This window comes from Staphylococcus sp. HMSC068G11 (assembly GCF_001815825.1).
Lineage (GTDB): Bacteria > Bacillota > Bacilli > Staphylococcales > Staphylococcaceae > Staphylococcus > Staphylococcus epidermidis.
In genome coordinates, this window is record NZ_KV822056.1 from 60375 (window position 1) to 79123 (window position 18749).

2 protein-coding genes (1 of these 2 only partly in view) are annotated in these 18749 nt (G+C 33.4%); both read right to left on the reverse strand.

Going from position 1 to position 18749, the window contains the following annotated elements:
• On the reverse strand, positions 1 to 17517 hold the 5' portion of the coding sequence (gene ebh / locus HMPREF3058_RS01145; RefSeq protein ID WP_070731049.1) for a hyperosmolarity resistance protein Ebh. It extends 13173 nt beyond the left edge of the window; 17517 of the gene's 30690 nt are visible here — the first part of the coding sequence; its start codon is at positions 17515 to 17517; its stop codon lies off the left edge, out of view.
• A gap of 343 nt (positions 17518 to 17860) precedes the next feature.
• Complete coding sequence (locus tag HMPREF3058_RS01150) at positions 17861 to 18739, reverse strand: 5'-3' exonuclease (protein ID WP_002490969.1); 879 nt, start codon at positions 18737 to 18739, stop codon at positions 17861 to 17863.
• Positions 18740 to 18749 lie beyond the last annotated feature (10 nt).

Here is an 18749-nt window from a genome sequence, read left to right on the forward strand (position 1 = left end):
TTTAGTACGTGTATCTGCTGAATTGATTAACTGATTTAATTCACGTTTTTGTCCATCATTTAAGCTAGATAGCCCGTCTACATTTTGAGTTGCTTGATGTTTAGAGTTTGCTAATTGTTGAACGCCATCAAGATCTTGCTGAGCTTGTTGGACATGAGTTAACGCTTTTTCAATTGTAGCTTTATTAAGCTCTACGTTTGGTGTGGCATTGATGATATTTTCTGCGTTCTGTAGTGCTTGATCGTAAGTTGCAACTTTAGCTGGATCTGCGTTGATATATGCACTGCTACGTTTGATGTCCTCTTTATTTTGAATGCCATCTCTTAAATTACTCATAGCAGAATTTAATTCTTTGGCTACAGCTAACTTTTGAGCAACTTCTGTTCTAGTAGTTGATTGGTTTACTAAACCTTTTTCAGCATTAAATTGAGCTTGGTTCAAACTAGATAAACCTTCTATTTGTCTATTTGTGCTTTCTTGGTCAGTGTGTAATTTATTTTCTCCACTTAACGCTGTTTGAGTCGTATTGATCTGATTAATAGCCTGTTCAATTTCATTTTTGTTCATGATTGGATCTTGAATTTTATCAATAATAGTTTGACCGGCTTGTACAGCATTATCATAGTTATGTTTTGGTTGTTCATCTTCATTGAAATAATTACTTTGTTGATGAACGTTATTTTGTTGGCCTATTTTATCTCGTAAAGCTTGCATTGCAGTATTTATTTCTCTATCCGAAGTTAATTGTTGATTAACTTCTGGGATTGTCTGCTGTGCTTGAACATTTTCAATTGCTTTTTGACGTTGTGCACCATTTAATGCTGTAAGTTTATTGATTTCAGTAATCGCATTATTTTTAGCTTCTTCTAATAGATGTGAACCTTGTAACGCATTTTGAGCGTCAGTCAATTGTTGTAACTTTTGTTCAATTTCCGATTTATTTAATGTTGGATTACCGATTTCATTAATAATATTTTCTGCTTCTTGAAGTGCTTGATCATACCCACGTTGATGTTCAGTTGAATCATTAATGTAATCGCTACTTTGTTTGACATTAGTCTTTTCAGCTGCTTTATCTCTTAATTGCTTCATAGCATTATTTAATGATTTAGCTTCATTAAGATGCTCTTCTACTTCAGAACGTGTATTTGAACCGTTAACTAATGCTTCTTCACCAGATCTTTGTGGATTATTTAAATATGCTAATTGTCCAATTTCTTGGTTAGCAGTGCCCTTATCTCTTTGTAACTTTTCTGCACCATGTAAATCATTTTTAGCTGTGTTAATTTGGCTAATCGTTTGATCAATAGTAGATTTATTTAATTCTGGATTGTGTTGACCAGTTATATATGTCGAGCCATTATCAATTGCATTATCATAAGTATTCTTTTGAGTTGAATCCTCGTTAAAATAATTACTTGTTGAATGGATTGCATTTTGATTGTTAACTAAGTCACGTAATGTTTGCATAGATTGATCTAATGCCTTTGAATCACGTAAAACGTTAGCAACTTGATCTCTTGTTTCTGCATCATTAACAGCTTGATTTTCTTTAGCTTTTTGCTCATTAGTTAATCCGCTTAGGTTATTTATTGAAGCAACAGCATCTTCTTTAGCTTTAGTCAGTTTAGCTTCACCGTTTAGATTGTTAATTGCAGAGTTAATATTATTAATTGCTTGTTCAATGTTAGCTTTATCTAATTCAGGATTTTGAGAATTGTTCTTAAGTGCTTCTGCAGTAGCAATCGCATTCGTATATGCTTGTTGTTGATTCGCATCTTCATTGATAAATTTACTGCTATTTATCATTTGGTTTTTACCGTTGATGAGATTGTTCAGTTGCTCCATCACCTTATTTAGTTCTTTAACTTTTGCTAATTGAGAAGCAACTTCTGTTCTAGTTTGAGAACTATTGACTAAACCTTTTTCACTGTTTCTTTGTGCATCAGTCAATTGATTTAACGTATTGATTTCTTGATTGGCATTTTCTTTAGCACGACGTAATTGATCTTCACCGTCTAAAGCATTCTTAGTAGTGAGAATCGCTTGTGCTTTTTGGTTAATTGAATTGGCATCAAGAGTGGCTTGTTGTTCATTAACTATTTCTTTAGCATTATTTAGAGCCTCAGTAAAGTCATGTTGTTTTTCGGGTTCAGCGTTAATATAATTACTTTCGTTTGTTACTGATTCGTTGTCAGAAATGTTTTGTCTCAACGTGTGCATTGCACTATTTATTTGATTAGCTTTACTTTGCTCTGCAGTTACATCAGTTCTTGTATGAGCAGTGTTAATAGCTGTTTTAATAGCCTCTTTCTGAGGTGTGTTTAAATCAGCTAATGTATTAAGTGCATTAATTGCTTCCGTTTTAGCGGTTGTTAATTTTTGTTCACCATGTAGTGCATTCTCTTTAGTTGAAATGTTACTAATTGCGTTATCAACTAAAGTTTTATCAAGTACTGGATCAGCTGTTTTATTAATTATAGTTTGTCCCATTGTAATGGCATCATTATAAGCAGTTTGTTCAGGTTGATCTTCGTTAATATAAGCACTTGTTTTTTGTACTGTAGGTTGTTTAGCAACTAATGATTTTAACGTGCCCATAGAACTATCTAGTGACTTAGCTTGGTTAAGTTGTTCTTGTACTTCCGTACGAGTTTGTTTACTATTTACCAGTTCCTTTTCTTTAGCTTTTTGATCATTAGTTAAGTTTGGTAAGTTACCGATTTCTGTATTAGCACTAGTTTGTGCTTGTTCTAACTTTTGTTGTCCGTTTAAATTCTGATGGGCAGTATCTACTGCTTGTGTTTTTTGATTTACTACGTCACGGCTCATTTCAGGGTTAGATTGTGCATTTATCAATGTTTGAGCATGAGTAACGGCTTGATTGTAAGCTTCTTTTGGACCATTATCTTCATTTATATAATTGCTGCCCGTTTTGACGTTGTTAACGTCGTTCACACTGTTACGTAATGCTTGCATAGCAGTATTCAACTGATTGTACTCTTGTAACTGACTCGCAATATTTGTTTTTGTAGAAGCTTTGTCTACATTTTCTTTAGCTTTGTTACGTTGAGCTTCATTTAGATAAGTTAAACCATCGATGGTTGTATTAGCATCCCTTTTAGCTTCAACTAATTTGTCATTACCATTTAAATCATTTTTAGTCGTATTGACTCTTTGTGTAACTTTATTAATTTCAGCTGGATCAAGTTGAGCTTGATTAGCATCAGATTGACTAATCAGTTGTTTAGCATTGGTAACAGCGTTATTGTATGCATCTTGTTTGTCTTTATCTGAGTTAATGTAATTGCCGTCATGCAATTCATTGTCATAGTTAGCAATAGTTTGTTTAAGTTGAGTCATTGCTGTGTTAACAGTATTAGCTTTATCTTTAGCTTGATTCACTGAATTGATGTTTGGAGAGTGATTTATAGTATCAGTTAAAGCTTGTCGCTGAGCATCGTTTAAATCATTTAAGGTATTTAAATGAGCTATTGCTAGTTGTTTAGCTTCTTCTAATCTGTGATTTCCGTCAAGAGCATCTTTAGTACGTTTTACTTCTTCAGCTTTTTGATTAATCACATCAACACTCATAGTCGGACTTTGAGTTTGGTTGAGAATTCCTTTAGCCGCATTGACTGCATTGTCATAGTCTTGACGTTTATTGTTAGATGCATCTAAATAATTTTCTTGTTGTTTTTGATTTTCGTAATCTGCAATACTTTCACTTAATGCTGTCATAGATTGATTTAAAGTATCTGCCTTGTTTTTAATCGTTTCTAAAGCATTATGATTAGGTGCTGAGTTTACTTGAGCTTTAAAATTATCTTTTTGCGCGTTATTTAAATGACTTTCATTATTTATATGATTGATATATGGCTCTCTATTTAATGTAAGTTGAGAACGAGCAGTGTCTAACGCTTGTGTATAACTATTAGCTTCGCTAGTGTTCTGTCTTATTTCAGCTACAGTAGGTTGGCCGTTTAAAACTTGAGTGATTTTTTCAAGATTTTGTCTAGCTTTAGTTAATTTATCATTATAAGCGTTAAGCGAATCTTGTGTCATGCCGTCAGTATCTGTTTGTTGGTTAATACTATTTTCTAATCTATTTTTAGCTTCTTGAAGTTGAGTTTTGTCTGGAACAAGTGAATTACGAGCATTTTGTAAATCTTGTATAACTTGTTGTGCATTAACAACGCTCTCTTTAACTTGTGCTACTGTCGGATTACGTTTAAGTAATTTATTTACTTTGCCTTTTTCTATAATTGCTGCACTTAGGCTATCATTATAGTTATCCACTGAATCTTGAGTCATTCCATCTGTGTTAGTACCTTGATCAATTTCATCTTGTAGTTGTCTTTTTATTTTTTCTAAAGGTTGAGTATCAACTTGTAAGTTATTCTTAGCTTGTGTTAAATCGTTACTGATTCGTTCCGCTTCTGCTTTATTTGTTCTAATTGCATTAACATCAGGATTATTCGCTAAAACGTTATTAATTGTGTTAATTTCGTTTTTAGCTATTTGTAGTTTTTGATTATAGTTTGCAACAGATTGCTGAGTCATACCATCTGTACTAGGTACCTGGTCGATGTTATTTTGTAACGCTGTTTTAGCGGTTTCTAATGGTTCTTTATTAACAGTTAATCCGTTAATTGCTTGAGTCAAGTTTGCAATTTGCTGATTGACTCTGTCTGTTTCAGTTGTAATTTGTTGTTCAGCGGCATCGCCATTATTAATTAATGCTAAAGCAGTGTTAGATTCATTTTGGGCTTCACGTTTAGCGTTTTGATAAGCGTCTACTGATTGTTGTGTCATACCGTCAGTTTGTACTGTTTGATTTATTTTATTTTCTAACTCTAATCTTGCAGCTTTTAATGCATCATTATTTGATAGCGGCTGAAGTTGACTAATTGCTTCAGTTAATTGTTGATTCAACTGATTCACTTGTTGTAATGCATTATTTACTTCTTGAACAGTACGTATAGGTTTTTGTATCACAGCGTTGGCATTATCTTTAGCAGACGTAATTTGTGTTTCTAATGATTGAATTGCTTTATTATATGCACTGATACTTCTTGGCTTTTTATTATTTGTATCGCCTCTTCGATTTAATTGTTGAACTGCTGTTTGTAATTCAGTAGTATCTGCAGTTAATTGTTGTTTAGCATCATTCAAATATGCTAGTGCTTGTTCAACTTTAGATTTCTCGTCTGAAATTTGTTTTGCTGATGCATCGCCATTGTTGATGACAGATTCTGCATTTCTGATAGCACTTTGAGCCTCATTTCTCTTAGCTTCATAGTTATTAATAGAAGCTTGAGTCATACCTGTTGTTAATGGTTGATCATTAACTGCTTGTTGCAGTTGATTTTTTGCTGTGACAAGTGCACTATTATCTTCTTTATCTTGAAGCATTGCTATCGCTTTATCCAATTCAGGTTGTACGGCTTCAACTTTTTGTAATGCTTGTGCTACTTCATTAACTGAAGGGTTACCATTTTCAAGAATTTGATGTGCTTCTGATTTAGCTTTATTGTATTGTTTCTCAATGGCTTGTCGAGCAGCTTGGTATTGTTGAATACTTGCAGGTTTTTTATCATTTGTATCAACATTTTGTATTAGTTGGTTATAAGCGTGTTCTAATTGAGACTTATCAGCACGTAAATCGTTTTTGGCTTTGTTTAATGCATTAAACGCTTGATTTACTCTATTTGTTTCGTTATTAATTTGTTGCTCAGTGGCATCGCCATTGTTAATGATTTGTTGAGCTTTGTGTATTTCATCTTCTGCTTCACGTTTTTTGGATTTATAGTTATTAGCAGTATCTGTTGTCATGCCTTGTGTTGGATCTGCTTCATTAACAATTTGTTCAAGTCGTTGTTTTGATTGAACTAATGCATCATTGTTTTCTTTATTCTGTAATAATGCGATTGTTTTATCTAGTTCAGGTTGAACGGCTTTTATTTTGTTTAACGCAGCAGTCACTTGTGATACTTGAGGGTTGTCATTTGTTAAAACACTGTTTGCTTCATTTTTAGCTGAATCAATTTGAGATTGAATACGAGACTTAGCTTCATTGTATTTCTTAATACTTGATGGCGTTTTACCGCTCGTATCAATATTTTGAGTTAATTGATTATATGCATTTTGAAGTTCCTCTTTGTCTGCTCTTAAACCAGTTTTTGCATTATTTAATGCTTCTAAAGCGCGTTCAACATTTGTTTTTGCGTTAGAAATTTGTTGTGTAGTCGCATCGCCATTATCGATAACTTGTTGTGCTTTTGTTATTTCTTGTTGAGCAGCTTGTTGTTTTGAATTGTAATCATCTTTAGTTTGTCGCGTCATTCCTTCTGTTGAAGGAACTTGATCAACCGCTTGTTGAAGTTGCTCTTTTGCTCGAACTAGTTCGTCGTTATTTTCTTTATTTTCTAAAAGTGCTCTGGCTTCGTTTAATTTTTGTTGTACTTCTCTTACTTTATTTAGTGCATTGTTGACGTCAGCTACACTTGGGTTTTGCTCTTTTAAAATTCGGTCAGCATTTGTTTTAGTATTGTTCAATTCATTACTAAATTGTTGATATCTTTGATTGTAAGCAGTGATAGTAGCTGGTTTCTTATTATTTAAATCCGTTGGTTGAATCAACTGGTCATATGCATGCTGTAATTCTTGTTTATCAGCTCTAAGCGCTGATTTGGCGTTGTTCAATTCATTGAGTGCTTGCTCTACCTTAGATTTCTCATCAGACACTTGTTGTACACTAGGTTGAGCGTTTTCAATTACTTTATTTGCCTTTTGAATAGCTTGCTCAGCTTTTTGACGTTTAGCATTATAATTTTGAATTGTTGCTTCAGTCATACCAGTTGTACTTGGTTGATTATCTAGACTTTGTTGCAAAGCAGTTTTTGCATTAATCAATGGTTGTTTGTCTACAGTTAAATTTTGACGTGCTCGATTTAGTTCATCTTTTGTATTATTAGCATTTTGTATCTGTTCATTAATTTGAGTTACAGTTAATGATTGTTTTAATACTTCATTTAAATCATTTAATTTAGTTCTAGCAATATTTAATTTATCGTTATAATTTCTAACAGATGATTCGGTCATACCAGTGGTATTTGTATCTGCATTTACACTTTGTTCTAGTTGATTTTTGGCATTTACTAATGGTTGTTTATCTGGTGTTAAGTTAGAAATGGCTTGATCCAACTCTTCTTTAATTTCTAATGCATGTTCTTTATTAGTATTAATGTCATTGACATTTGGGTTGCCGTTAAGTACTCCATTAACCTTTTGGATTTCGTTTCTAGCTTGTTCTAATTTTTGAGTAAAGATATTTTTAGATTGCTCAGTCATTCCTTGTAAATCAGGATTACGATCAATACTATTTTGTAATTCATTTTTTGCATTGATTAAAGGTTGCCTATCAACAGTTAAACTACTTCGTGCACTATCCAATTGAGATTTAATGCGTTCGGTTTGAGCTTTTGTATCATTTACTTGAGAAACCGTAGGATGATTAGATATAACATGTTCGATTTGTTTAATTTGTTCTTTAGCTGCATTTAACTTCTTATTAAATTCATTCACTGAAGACTCAGTCATACCATTTGTATTTGTTTGAGTATCAATATCATGTTGTAATAAATTTTTGATTTCAGTTAAAGGTTGTGTATTAACTACTAAATCATTTCTTGCTTTAACTAAGGCATTTTTAGCATTATTGACCTGCTGAATTTGATCACGTATCGTTGTTACGCTTGGAGAATTATTTAAAATACGTTCTACTTCTTTAAGTTTTTCTTTCGCTTGATTTAACTTTTCATTAAAGTTAGCAATAGATTGTGTAGTCATACCTTCAGTATCAGTATTTTGATTAATATTTTCATTCAACTCATTTTTAGCTGTTTCTAAAGGTTGTGAATCAGGTTTAAGGTTCTTTCTTGCTTCATTTAGTGCGTCTTTAACTGAAATGGCATGTGATGAACTCTCATTAATTTGTTGTACTGTTGGGTTTCCATTTAGTGTACGTTCAATAGTTTGAAGTTCATTTCTAGCTTCTTGTAATTTTTGATTAAAGTTATCTTTTGATATTTGAGTCATACCTTCAGTATCAGTTTGTTGATTCACACTTTGTAGTAGTTGAGATTTAGCATTCTCAAGTGGTGCTTTATCTACTATTAATTGATTACGTGCCTGATTTAATTGTGATTGAATATTTTCTGCAGTAGCTTTATATGATTTAATTTCTTGAACTGTCGGGTTTCCTGATAAAACTTGATTAATTCTATTTAATGTATCTTTAGCTTCTTGCAATTTTTGGCGATATGCATTGACAGATTCTGCAGTTTTACCAGTTAATTCTGTTTGAGTATCTATACTTTGTTGTAGTGCATTTCTAGCATCTTCTAGAGGTTGTTTATTAACAGTTAATCCGTTTATCGACTGAACCAGTGAATTATATTTTTGTTGGAGCTTATTTATCTCAGTTGAAATATCCTGATCGCTAGCATTACCATCATTAATGATGCCATTAGCAGTTTGTATTTCAGTTCTAGCTGCATTTTTAGCGTTATTGAATGATTGGATAGATTGTGTTGTCATGCCATCAGTCAAAATATTTTCATTTATTTTGGATTCTAATTTATTTTTAGCTGCTTTTAGACCACTATTATTTGCTAGTGATTGTAATTGATCGATTGCCGAAGTAAGTTGATTATTTAGTTGTTGTACTTCTTGTAAGGTTTGTTTTACTTCATTTACAGATCTTATAGGCTTTTGAATTATTGCATTAGCATTGTTTTTTGAGCGTTGGATATTATTTTCAATCGCTTGTAGTGCACGTTGATAATTATTAACGCTATTTGGTTTTTTATTTTGTGTATCACCACGACGATCTAATTGTCTCACAGCATCTTGCAATTGTGTCACATCAGCAGTTAACTGTGATTTAGCTTGATTTAAGTTGTTTTTAGCTTGATTAACCTTAGTTATTTCATCACTTATTTGTTGTACAGATGCATTACCGTCGTTAATTACACCATTAGCATCTTGTAAAGTTTGTTTAGCTACTTCTAATTTTGTAACATAATTTCTAGCACTTTCTTTTGTCATTCCAGTTGTTGAACTTTCTGGATTAATTGCACTTTGTAATTGATCTCGTGCTATCACTAATTGACTATTATTAGCTTTTTGTTCTAGCAAACCAATAGCTTGATCAACTTTCGGTTGAACCTCATTTATTTTTCTTAAAGCTTCTCTAACTGTTGCTACTGATGGATTACTATCCCTAAGTGCAAGAATAGCTGCATTTTTAGCATTATTTAACTCATTTCTAATTCTATCTAAGGACTGATTATATTTATCTACAGATGCTGGTTTTTTATCGTTTGTCTCAATATTTCTATTAAGTGTGTCATATGCTGTTTGTAATTGTGATTTATCTGCTCTTAAATTACTTTTAGCTTCATTGTATTCCCTTTCTGCTTGTTCTACTCTGATTTTTGCATTTGCAATATCTTGAGTACTTGCATCCCCATTATTAATCACGCGATTAGCGTTTTCGATTGCTTGTTCTGCATTTTGACGTTTTAAAGTATAGTTTTGAGCACTAGATTGGGTCATTCCCTCAGTTGAAACCACAGGTTGTAAAGCATTTTGTAATTGGTTTTTAGCTGTAATCAATTGATTGTTATCAGCTCGATTTTGAAGCAAAGATTTAGCTTCATCAATTTTGGTTTGTGCAGCTTTCACTTTTGATAATGCATTGTTTACTTGCTGAGGTGTAGCAAACTCTGTATTAATCACTTGATCTGCTTCGTTTTTAGCAGTATTAATTTGTGCCTGAGCACGTTCCATAGCTTGATCAAAATCTCTAATACTTGACGGCGTTTTGTTTTCTTTACTAATTGTTTCATCAAGATGATGTCGAGCATTAATTAATTCGGTTTTGTTTACCTTTGTCTTGATTATTTCAGTAATTTGTTCACTACTATTATCGTTATAGAAAATAGTTACAGGAATTTCAGTAGTACTTCCCCCAGCAAGGTTTGTAGGTAAAGATGTACCTCTTTTAATAGATGCTTGTCGCTTATTTGCTACATTGACTGCATTATTCACATCATCATTAGAAACGTTTTGGCCTTGTTCTTTAATAATTGGGTTAATCGTTATTACGTGTTCAGCTGGTGCTGAAATCACCAGAGGATTTGTATTTTCGACATTACCCGTTCCAGCTTTAGATGTAATAGTTACTTGGGAATTTGGTTTAATAGTGTTTGCTGAGAATACTACTTTACCATTATCTGAGTTAAATTCTACATAGTCCGGTTTATTGTTTATTGACCATTTGCCATTACTGTTTTTTGTTATAGTAAATGACTTCGATATTTCATTGCTTTGATGTGATTTTTCAGTGTAACTGATTTCCACTCTCTCAGTTGGATTAATTGTATTACGCGTGTTGTCGGGAAGTATGTCCATTGTACCGTTATCATATTTGTTTATTGACACTTGTTCAGGCTGCGGGGCCTTTACAATGAATTGGTCTGAATGAGCAGTTGGACTTACTGTCTCACCTGAACCTGTTGATGCAATAGCATCTATGGTATCTCCCATAGCTACGGAAATACTACTTAAAGTAATTTGACTACCGTCATTTGACGCACCTATTCCTCTTACATCTGGTTCTCCTTGTTGTACTTCCCAATGCCCGTTGTTATTTTTAATAAATGTTGTTAATTTACGACCATTTTTATTGATGACAATTTTATCAGCAATAGCATCTACATAATCTGAAGTGCCACTGATGTTTACTTTTCTAGGTGATCCTGGTGTGATAATAATATTTCCATTTTTCAATTGTGAAATTCCAGGTTTGTTTGGTTGTGCGTTAGTAACGATAAATTTGGCTGTTTCTGAACTTACCCAATCATGATTATTCAATAAAATATCATATCTACCAGTTTTTACAAAAGTATTACGAGTATACGCTAAGGATTGCCATTGAGTATTGTTGGAACCTGTACTAGCTTGATTCCAATAGTAACTTAATCCAGTAGTGCTTAAACCATCACCATTTTCAAGGTGATGATAATTACCAATCCAAGTACCACCTGGGAAAGTTTGTCCTATTTCAATTTTATATACCGGTTGAGGGAAGTTGAAATTATACACCCAAACTTTCACAGGTATCTCTATTGAAGTTGTTATTCCAGGATAGTTAACAACAGCAGTTAGGTTTTGTATACCAGCTGAATTTTTATCTGGTTGACGATTATCTTTCCAAGTAGCTGTACCACCATAGCGATTATTTCCTTCAAAAGTAATATAATTATAAACATCTGTTCCACGTACTAAATTACGACCTTTGATATCTTTTATAGGATCATTAGCTATAACAGTAGGATAAATTATTATTGGTACATCTATAGTTCGTGTACCTTGATTGTTAGATAATGTAACATTTACAGTTTTAGTTGTTTGACCTATTGTGCCTTTCCAAGTATCTGGATTTTCAGTCCAATTAGATCTTGAATTTGCAGGTATGTTACTAATAAATTGACTATAATCATTAAAATTAAAATTAGTTCCCTTTATAAACTTGATTCCACCATTTTTAACCTGCATTGCAACAGTGACATTAGCTTGATCACTTTTATCAGAAGTGACTGTTATGTCTTCTGTCACTTCAGTGACAGTTTGATTTATTACTTTATTATAATTTAACTGATTTGTTGTGACACTCGATTGTGCAGTGATACTTCCAGTTGGCAACTCACCTGCTATAGTTACTGTTGCAACACCATTTGAAATTTGTGTAGTCGTATTTGGTATCGCTGTACCATTTGATTTATATAAAGTAATCGTTGAATCATTAGGCACGTTTCTTACAATAACTTGTTGACCTGATAATCCACCTTTTGCTATTAAACTATTTTGATCAATAACAGGTTTATTAGGTTTAACTTTAAATAAAATTTTGACTTCTTCTCTTTGGCCATTCGAATATATTGCAACTGCTTTTCGTACGAATGAGCCAGCACTACTGGAATTTGGTGCACTCGATCCTTGTGCCCAATCAAAGTTCATTCCACCTGGCCATGAGTTATCAACACCTTTGATATAAGAGCCTGCAAAGCCAGGACTATCAGATTGGTCTACAAATTTTCCATTAATTGTTGTCTCAAAAATACGTTTAGGTGAAGATTGAACGACTTTATAACTTGTACTCTTATGAATAGGTAAAGTCTCGCCATCAAACCAAATTTCTGCATTTAAAGGTTGTGAAACACCTATTTGATTACTATTAATATTAGGTGCTCCATTGTTAACCCAATTTACACGTGCATTTAATGGACTTCCGTCACGTAATTTAAAGAAATCTTTAGGGTTTGCTCCTTTACCTTCTGGGAAATTTTGTCCTTTAACAGTAAATCTCATTTCAGATAGGACTTCTGGTAGTACATGTTTAACTGGAACTGAAATTTGATTTGTTGTGCCATCAGAATATGTGACTGTAACTATAACTGTTGCGTCATTTCTTGGTCTGATAACACGACTAACTTCTTTAGTGCGTATCTCATTAACACTATCGGAAGCATACGCTCTTGTAGGTGCTGATTTAGTTATTATTATAGAGTTAAGTACCGCTTGTCTTTCACTTGATGATAATGTAGCTCCATTTTGAATATTATTTAAACGAATTGGATTCGCATTTGTAGCACTAGTTGTCACAGTATATTTATCCTTCAATGGCTTTATAACTACATTGAATTGTGCACGAGCTTGATTGTTACTTTTATCAGTGGCAATAATTTTGACTGTTTTAGTTGTTTGACTATTAACGTTCGGTGCAGTTCCAGTTAATTGTGTGAATGTGTTATTTGTCGTTACATTTATAGCACTGTCATTTGGAACTGAGGTAGATTGTACGCCAAAGTTATCCTCTATTGTCATCGTATTTCTAAAAGTTTCGCCACTGAATATTTCATTGTGAGAATAATCACCTAATTGAATTGTTGGGTCAACATGATCGCTAGGAACAAAATATACATCGTAAACATTGTTAGTTGTATTAATTGAACTACCAGTACGCTCTATATAGGTTTTTGGTTGGTATGGAGTAAGGAATAATTGTGCTTTATAAATGACACCCATGATACCGTTTGATACATCATTTGATTTTATAACTTTTTCAATTGCAAATTCTGCTGCTTGGTTGGCAGCTGGTATAGTACCATTTACTACTTGAGCGTTACGTTCTGTGTAAACTCGATTCGAATGACTTACAGTTGTTCCTCCGTTACCTGATCCAGATTCAACTAAATCTAATACTTGTATCAATTGACCATTTTTCGTGTAGGATTGTTGACCGTCTCTATTCGTTGTTTTGGAAAAACCGCTGATATTATAATATGCTGCTCCTCCTGCTTCAGCTTGTAATTTATCGTTACCTGAAATGTTGTTTCTTAACCCAGGTACATTAGTTGTAGCATTAAAAAGTTTAAGTGCTTGATTTAAATTAATACCAGTACCTTTAGTGGCATCATATCGGTAAATAATTGATTTGTGATCTGGTGACCATGATAATCCTTCGTCAGTGGTTCTACCTTCAATTTTAGAATTTGACCAACCTACTGTGTAGTTGTCTCTAATGTTAGTCCATCTTAAGAAATTTAAATCTCTTTCGTTTGAAACAAAGGATTTTGTATATTGGTCTTTATGAACTGTAACAGTAACTGTACTTACCCCGTTATTGTTTGTCGGATTATTAACATCTATATTACTAGTTTGTAATCTTAATTTAGGGTTGGCGTTTACAAATGCTTGTTTAACAGCTTCAATTTCATCATTAGTAAGTGTTATTGGATTCACTCGATATACTTTAGCATTGCCCGTTGGTGCAACAATATCTATAGCTTTAATTCGTAATGTTAAATTTTCAGATCCTTTGTTGTAAGCATTGAATGCCATTATTCTATAGTCATGAGTTTCATCCCCGAATTGTGCTATTTGCTCAGGTGTAGGTAATGTGTCGTTAGCTGCCATCAAAGTAAAAGTAGTGTTGGGAATATCTTGTCCATTACTTAATGCAAAATAAGTTCTTAAATCACGATTAATCGTGTAACGACTTCCTTTTGGTACATATAATGTTGCTATTTTATTATCATTAACGCTAGCTTCAGAATATTGATTTTTACGAATAGGTTCATAAGTGAAAATGTTTCCTTCGTTCATAGTAGCTTGCGAACCATCTTTATAATTGACTAAAAAACTGCCATTATTCTGAGGAATAAAAGTATTGCTTATAGCTAATACATTATTTCTACCTGTATTTTGCGTAGCAAGTCTATCTTTGGCGATGGCATTTTCATCTCTACTAATATTTGAAGGGTTGACTACAACAACCCTATTTCCATTTGATAATGGTACAGGTGGAAAATCTGTTGCAAGTGTTCCTACATTAATGTTAATGGTTTTGATTTGATTGCCAGTTGTTACGTTATTATCATTATCCGAAGCGGATAATCTTAAAGTTATAGAACTATTAAAAGCTTGTGAATGGCTAATTGTTCCTGATATTCTTAGCGTCCCAGTTTGACCATTTGAGCTTTTTTCGAATGATTGTGTCCAACTACTTGGCAATCCTTCAACCGTTACTTGCTTTACACCAGATCCTCCTTGGTTATCGCTTACAGGAACAGTAAAACTGACTGTATCGTCTCTATAGTATTTAGATTTTAAACCGACTGGATCACCAATTGTAGGGGGCGCGTCATCAGTAATTAAAGTAATACTATTACTAAAGTTTGATTGTACTTCATCATTGATATACGTAATAGCTTTTATTTCTCCACTTCGTGGCAAAGTTTGCAGATAATCACTAGCTTGAAACGTCACAGTATCTTGTCTATTGGTATTTGTGCTAGCAATGACTGTATACCCCACCGGTTTAGAATATGGGTCAGAGAATGCATCAGTTTCACCATTTTGTCCACCTGTGACTAATAATACTTTAGCATTAGATACAGGTGGTAAACCTGAAACTACTATGTTAGGTTTTTGTCCAGCTTTACCTTTTAATTCAATAGCTGTTGTCGTAATCCTAGGTGGTGATGGTTTAGCACGAACTTCAAATACATCTTCTCTATCACCTAAACGGACTGTTATATAATAGTCACCTGGTAATAATGTACCTACTAATGCAAAGTTACGTTCATTTGTATTATTCGTACGTTGAACTGCATCTTCCAACCGTAATGTGCTAGGATAGTTTGTTATAGCCCAATCGTTATCTTTGATTGGTTCATTACTAGTAATACGAATACGTATATCTTGTTGTTGTGGTGAATTATTATGGATATTACCAGCCATTACTTGATAAACTGGGTGGCCTGCATTCTTAGACTCTGTATACGTATCCATGCTTTTCCCTTCATCATTATGCCAATACGTAAGTGTTTGTTTTAAAGCAGGTTTTACATAGAGTTTTACTGGGACGAGTGTTTCCGGATTCCCTTTTCTATCGTATGCATTGAATCCTATCATTAATCTTATTGGATTCCCTGTTCGTGCTGCTTCCTCTAAATTATGTTTTGAGAATAATTCCTCAATTTGATTGGGATATAAAGTATTCACACCAAACACACGAGATTGATCATATGGAGCATCTGGAGGCATAAAGCCCATAACAATATCACTAATATTTTTAACATAACTTAATGGGTCATCTGCATAGTCAATGATATTATGATCGCCGTCACTATCCAAAATAGCTCGGTTTGCATCTTTACCTAATTCGGGATCATATGTGTAATTCGTACGGCCTAAATGTAATGTACGATCTTTTACTTTAATGAAATTTGCAACACGGTCTTGATATTCTCTTAACGGCTCGACATAGAGCTGATTATAGTTAGTTGATTGTCTATATTCTCCTGAACGTGCACCTGCAGCATAATATAATCTAGTTGTTGGAAGACCTTCTGTTTTAAAAGAAATACGATAACTAGCATCTCCTCTTCCTATAAAACTATATATTGTGTCTAATCCTTGAATTTGGTCAAGCTTTTGACCGTTAAGCATTTCAAAGTTTTGATCTCCGTAATACACGGCTGTTGAGGAGGCCCCTTCACGGTCAAAATAATATCCTCCACCTCTAGCAAAATCATAGAAATTATTGACGCCATCGTAAAAAGGATAACCGCTTGCAGATCCGTGTTTGAAATCGGTAGCAACGCCTGGTTTAATTGCACCAGCAGTTTGCCAAAATGTTGGTAAAGGTTGGCCTGAACCAAATCCAACGCCACCACTCGAAGTACTTGTGCCATCGCGATTAATTACTGTTAATGTTACTGGTCCAGTTGGATTTTGATCACGTGGGATACCAAACCAATAAATCATATAGTCGTGGTTTCTATGCGCATTATTAAATAGCACATCCCATTGATAACCATCTTTTACACGTTTGGTTGTAATATATGCATTCCCTCTGACATCTGAAGCGTGTAAAATATTTCTAGAACCAGGTAAATTATAGGGCCATCTTCTGTTAGATGCATGTAGAAAGGTTCCAGTAGGATAACTTGAACCATCATCATTTTGGTTTACGTAATACTCGGTTTTAGCTTCCAAATAAGCAGAACGACCTCTATCTTGACCTGCAGATCGTTCCTCAACAACACTTCTCGTACTTCTTCTACCACGTTTTTCTGTAGTAGATCGTTGTGGTAACGTACGTGCAAGTTCTAATGCTTTCTCTAATTGTTGATATGCCGAAACAAGCTGTTCTGAAGGAATATTTTGATTATTACCTAGTAAGTCATTGACGTAATCAAAAGCAGATTTGACTTTTTGATATTCTGTTGTATCCGCACGATCTCTATCAATCATTCTGTAATTGTGATATGATGCGTCAAAAAAAGCTTGTAATGCATTTTTATCTAATGGTGGCTGTACTTGCTGTGGTTTATCTTTCTCTTGTAGATTCTCTTTTTCTTTGCCATTTTTACTTGCTCGGCTTTCCGCAAGTACATTTTCTGTTAGTTTATGATGTTCATTTTCAGAAGCATCCCCATCGCTATCGCTTACTTTTTTACTATGTGCTTGCATAGTACTGCTATCAACTTGCAATGATTCGTTATTCATATTTGTTTCACTATGCGATTGATTGATACTATCATCAGAAACATTTGTAGGTAATTGTTGTGATGTTTCATTAGGGTCTTTGATTTGATCCGACAGTCGTTCATTTGCTTGATTAAGACTAGTTGATGAACGTAATGATTCAGTCTGCTCAGCTGAATTTTGTTTGTTATTTTCGATTTCTTGACTATGCGTATTCGAATCATCATCTGTTTGATTTAATTGTTTAATTAACTTTTGATTTTGATTCAACTCGTCGGCACTTGCATGGTTTGTATTGATACCCATGAACACAAGTGTTGCAATCACCGTAGAAAATGTTCCAATTGCGTATTTTCGGATACTAAATTTTTGTAATTTATCACGATTATTCAAAGCTATTGCCACTCCTATTCTTGATGTTTTTTCTTTGTTGTTTGATGTGATTTGAAAATTATACGTATTTAATGTTGATAATTTTGACAATGAATAACTTATACATTTGCTCAATAAAAAAGAGCAGATGTTCCGACCGTTTGATTTCGGTTTGCTCTTCATTTATCACAATAGCGTTTTGAACAACAATTTATTTGTTCTAAACAATAATATCACTTTAAGATAACTTTGTGAAATTAATTCACGAAGTTTTAATAAAATATTTATATTTTTGATGGAGATGCTAATTGATATTAAAAAAACCAATGAACAATATCTAAATGAAATGTTCATTGGTTTATGGTTAGAGGTGACTTGCAATGTATTTACTTGAAACGTATAGTTCATGTTCATTACAAATGGATAAAATCTCATTTAGCGTATGAGCATATGTCATCTCTTCAAAAAGTTTGTCTGTTTCGATTGGAACTTTCGTATATATTTCTGCGAGTGACTTTGATAAATGCAGATGATTTAAATTATTTGTTATTTTTTTCTGTTGAGCGGGAGTTAGTGATGATAAATTGTTCACTACATTTTCGACAGTTCCATGATTTTGAATCAATTTAATTGCTGTTTTTTCACCTATCCCTTTTACACCAGAATAGCCATCTGCTGTATCACCCATAAAAGCTTTAACATCTATTAATTGTTGAGGATTAAGCCCGTATTCATCAATGAAACGATCAAGCGTGTAACGTTGATAGATTGTAAAACCTTTTTTTATAAGCCAAACTTCTACATTATGATTAATGCATTGGAGTAAGTCTCGGTCTCCGGTAATGATATAAACTTCATGTTCTTGTGAATATGTTTCAGCTAAACTACCAATAATATCATCAGCTTCATAATTACGCTTACCAACATTTACAAAACCAAACTGATGGGATATTTCTTTAACATAATCAAATTGAGGAATAAGTTCATCAGGAGGTGCTGGGCGATTTTGTTTATAACCATCATACAATTCATTTCTGAATGTTTCTTGCCCCATATCCCAACAAACTGCTACGTGAGTGGGTTCGATTTCTTTGATAGCGCTAAAAATGTGTCTTACAAAACCTTGAATACCATTTGTAGGAATTCCTTTAGAATTGTACATAAATTGATTGTGTAAGCTTGTTGCATAAAAATGTCTAAATAATAAAGCCATTCCATCAACGAGCAATACCCTTTGAGGCATATTTAATCCT

Coding starts and splice junctions, on each gene's coding strand:
- HMPREF3058_RS01150 (WP_002490969.1), bottom strand. CDS start 18,739: ATGCCTCAAAGGGTATTGCTCGTTGATGGAATGGCTTTATTATTTAGA.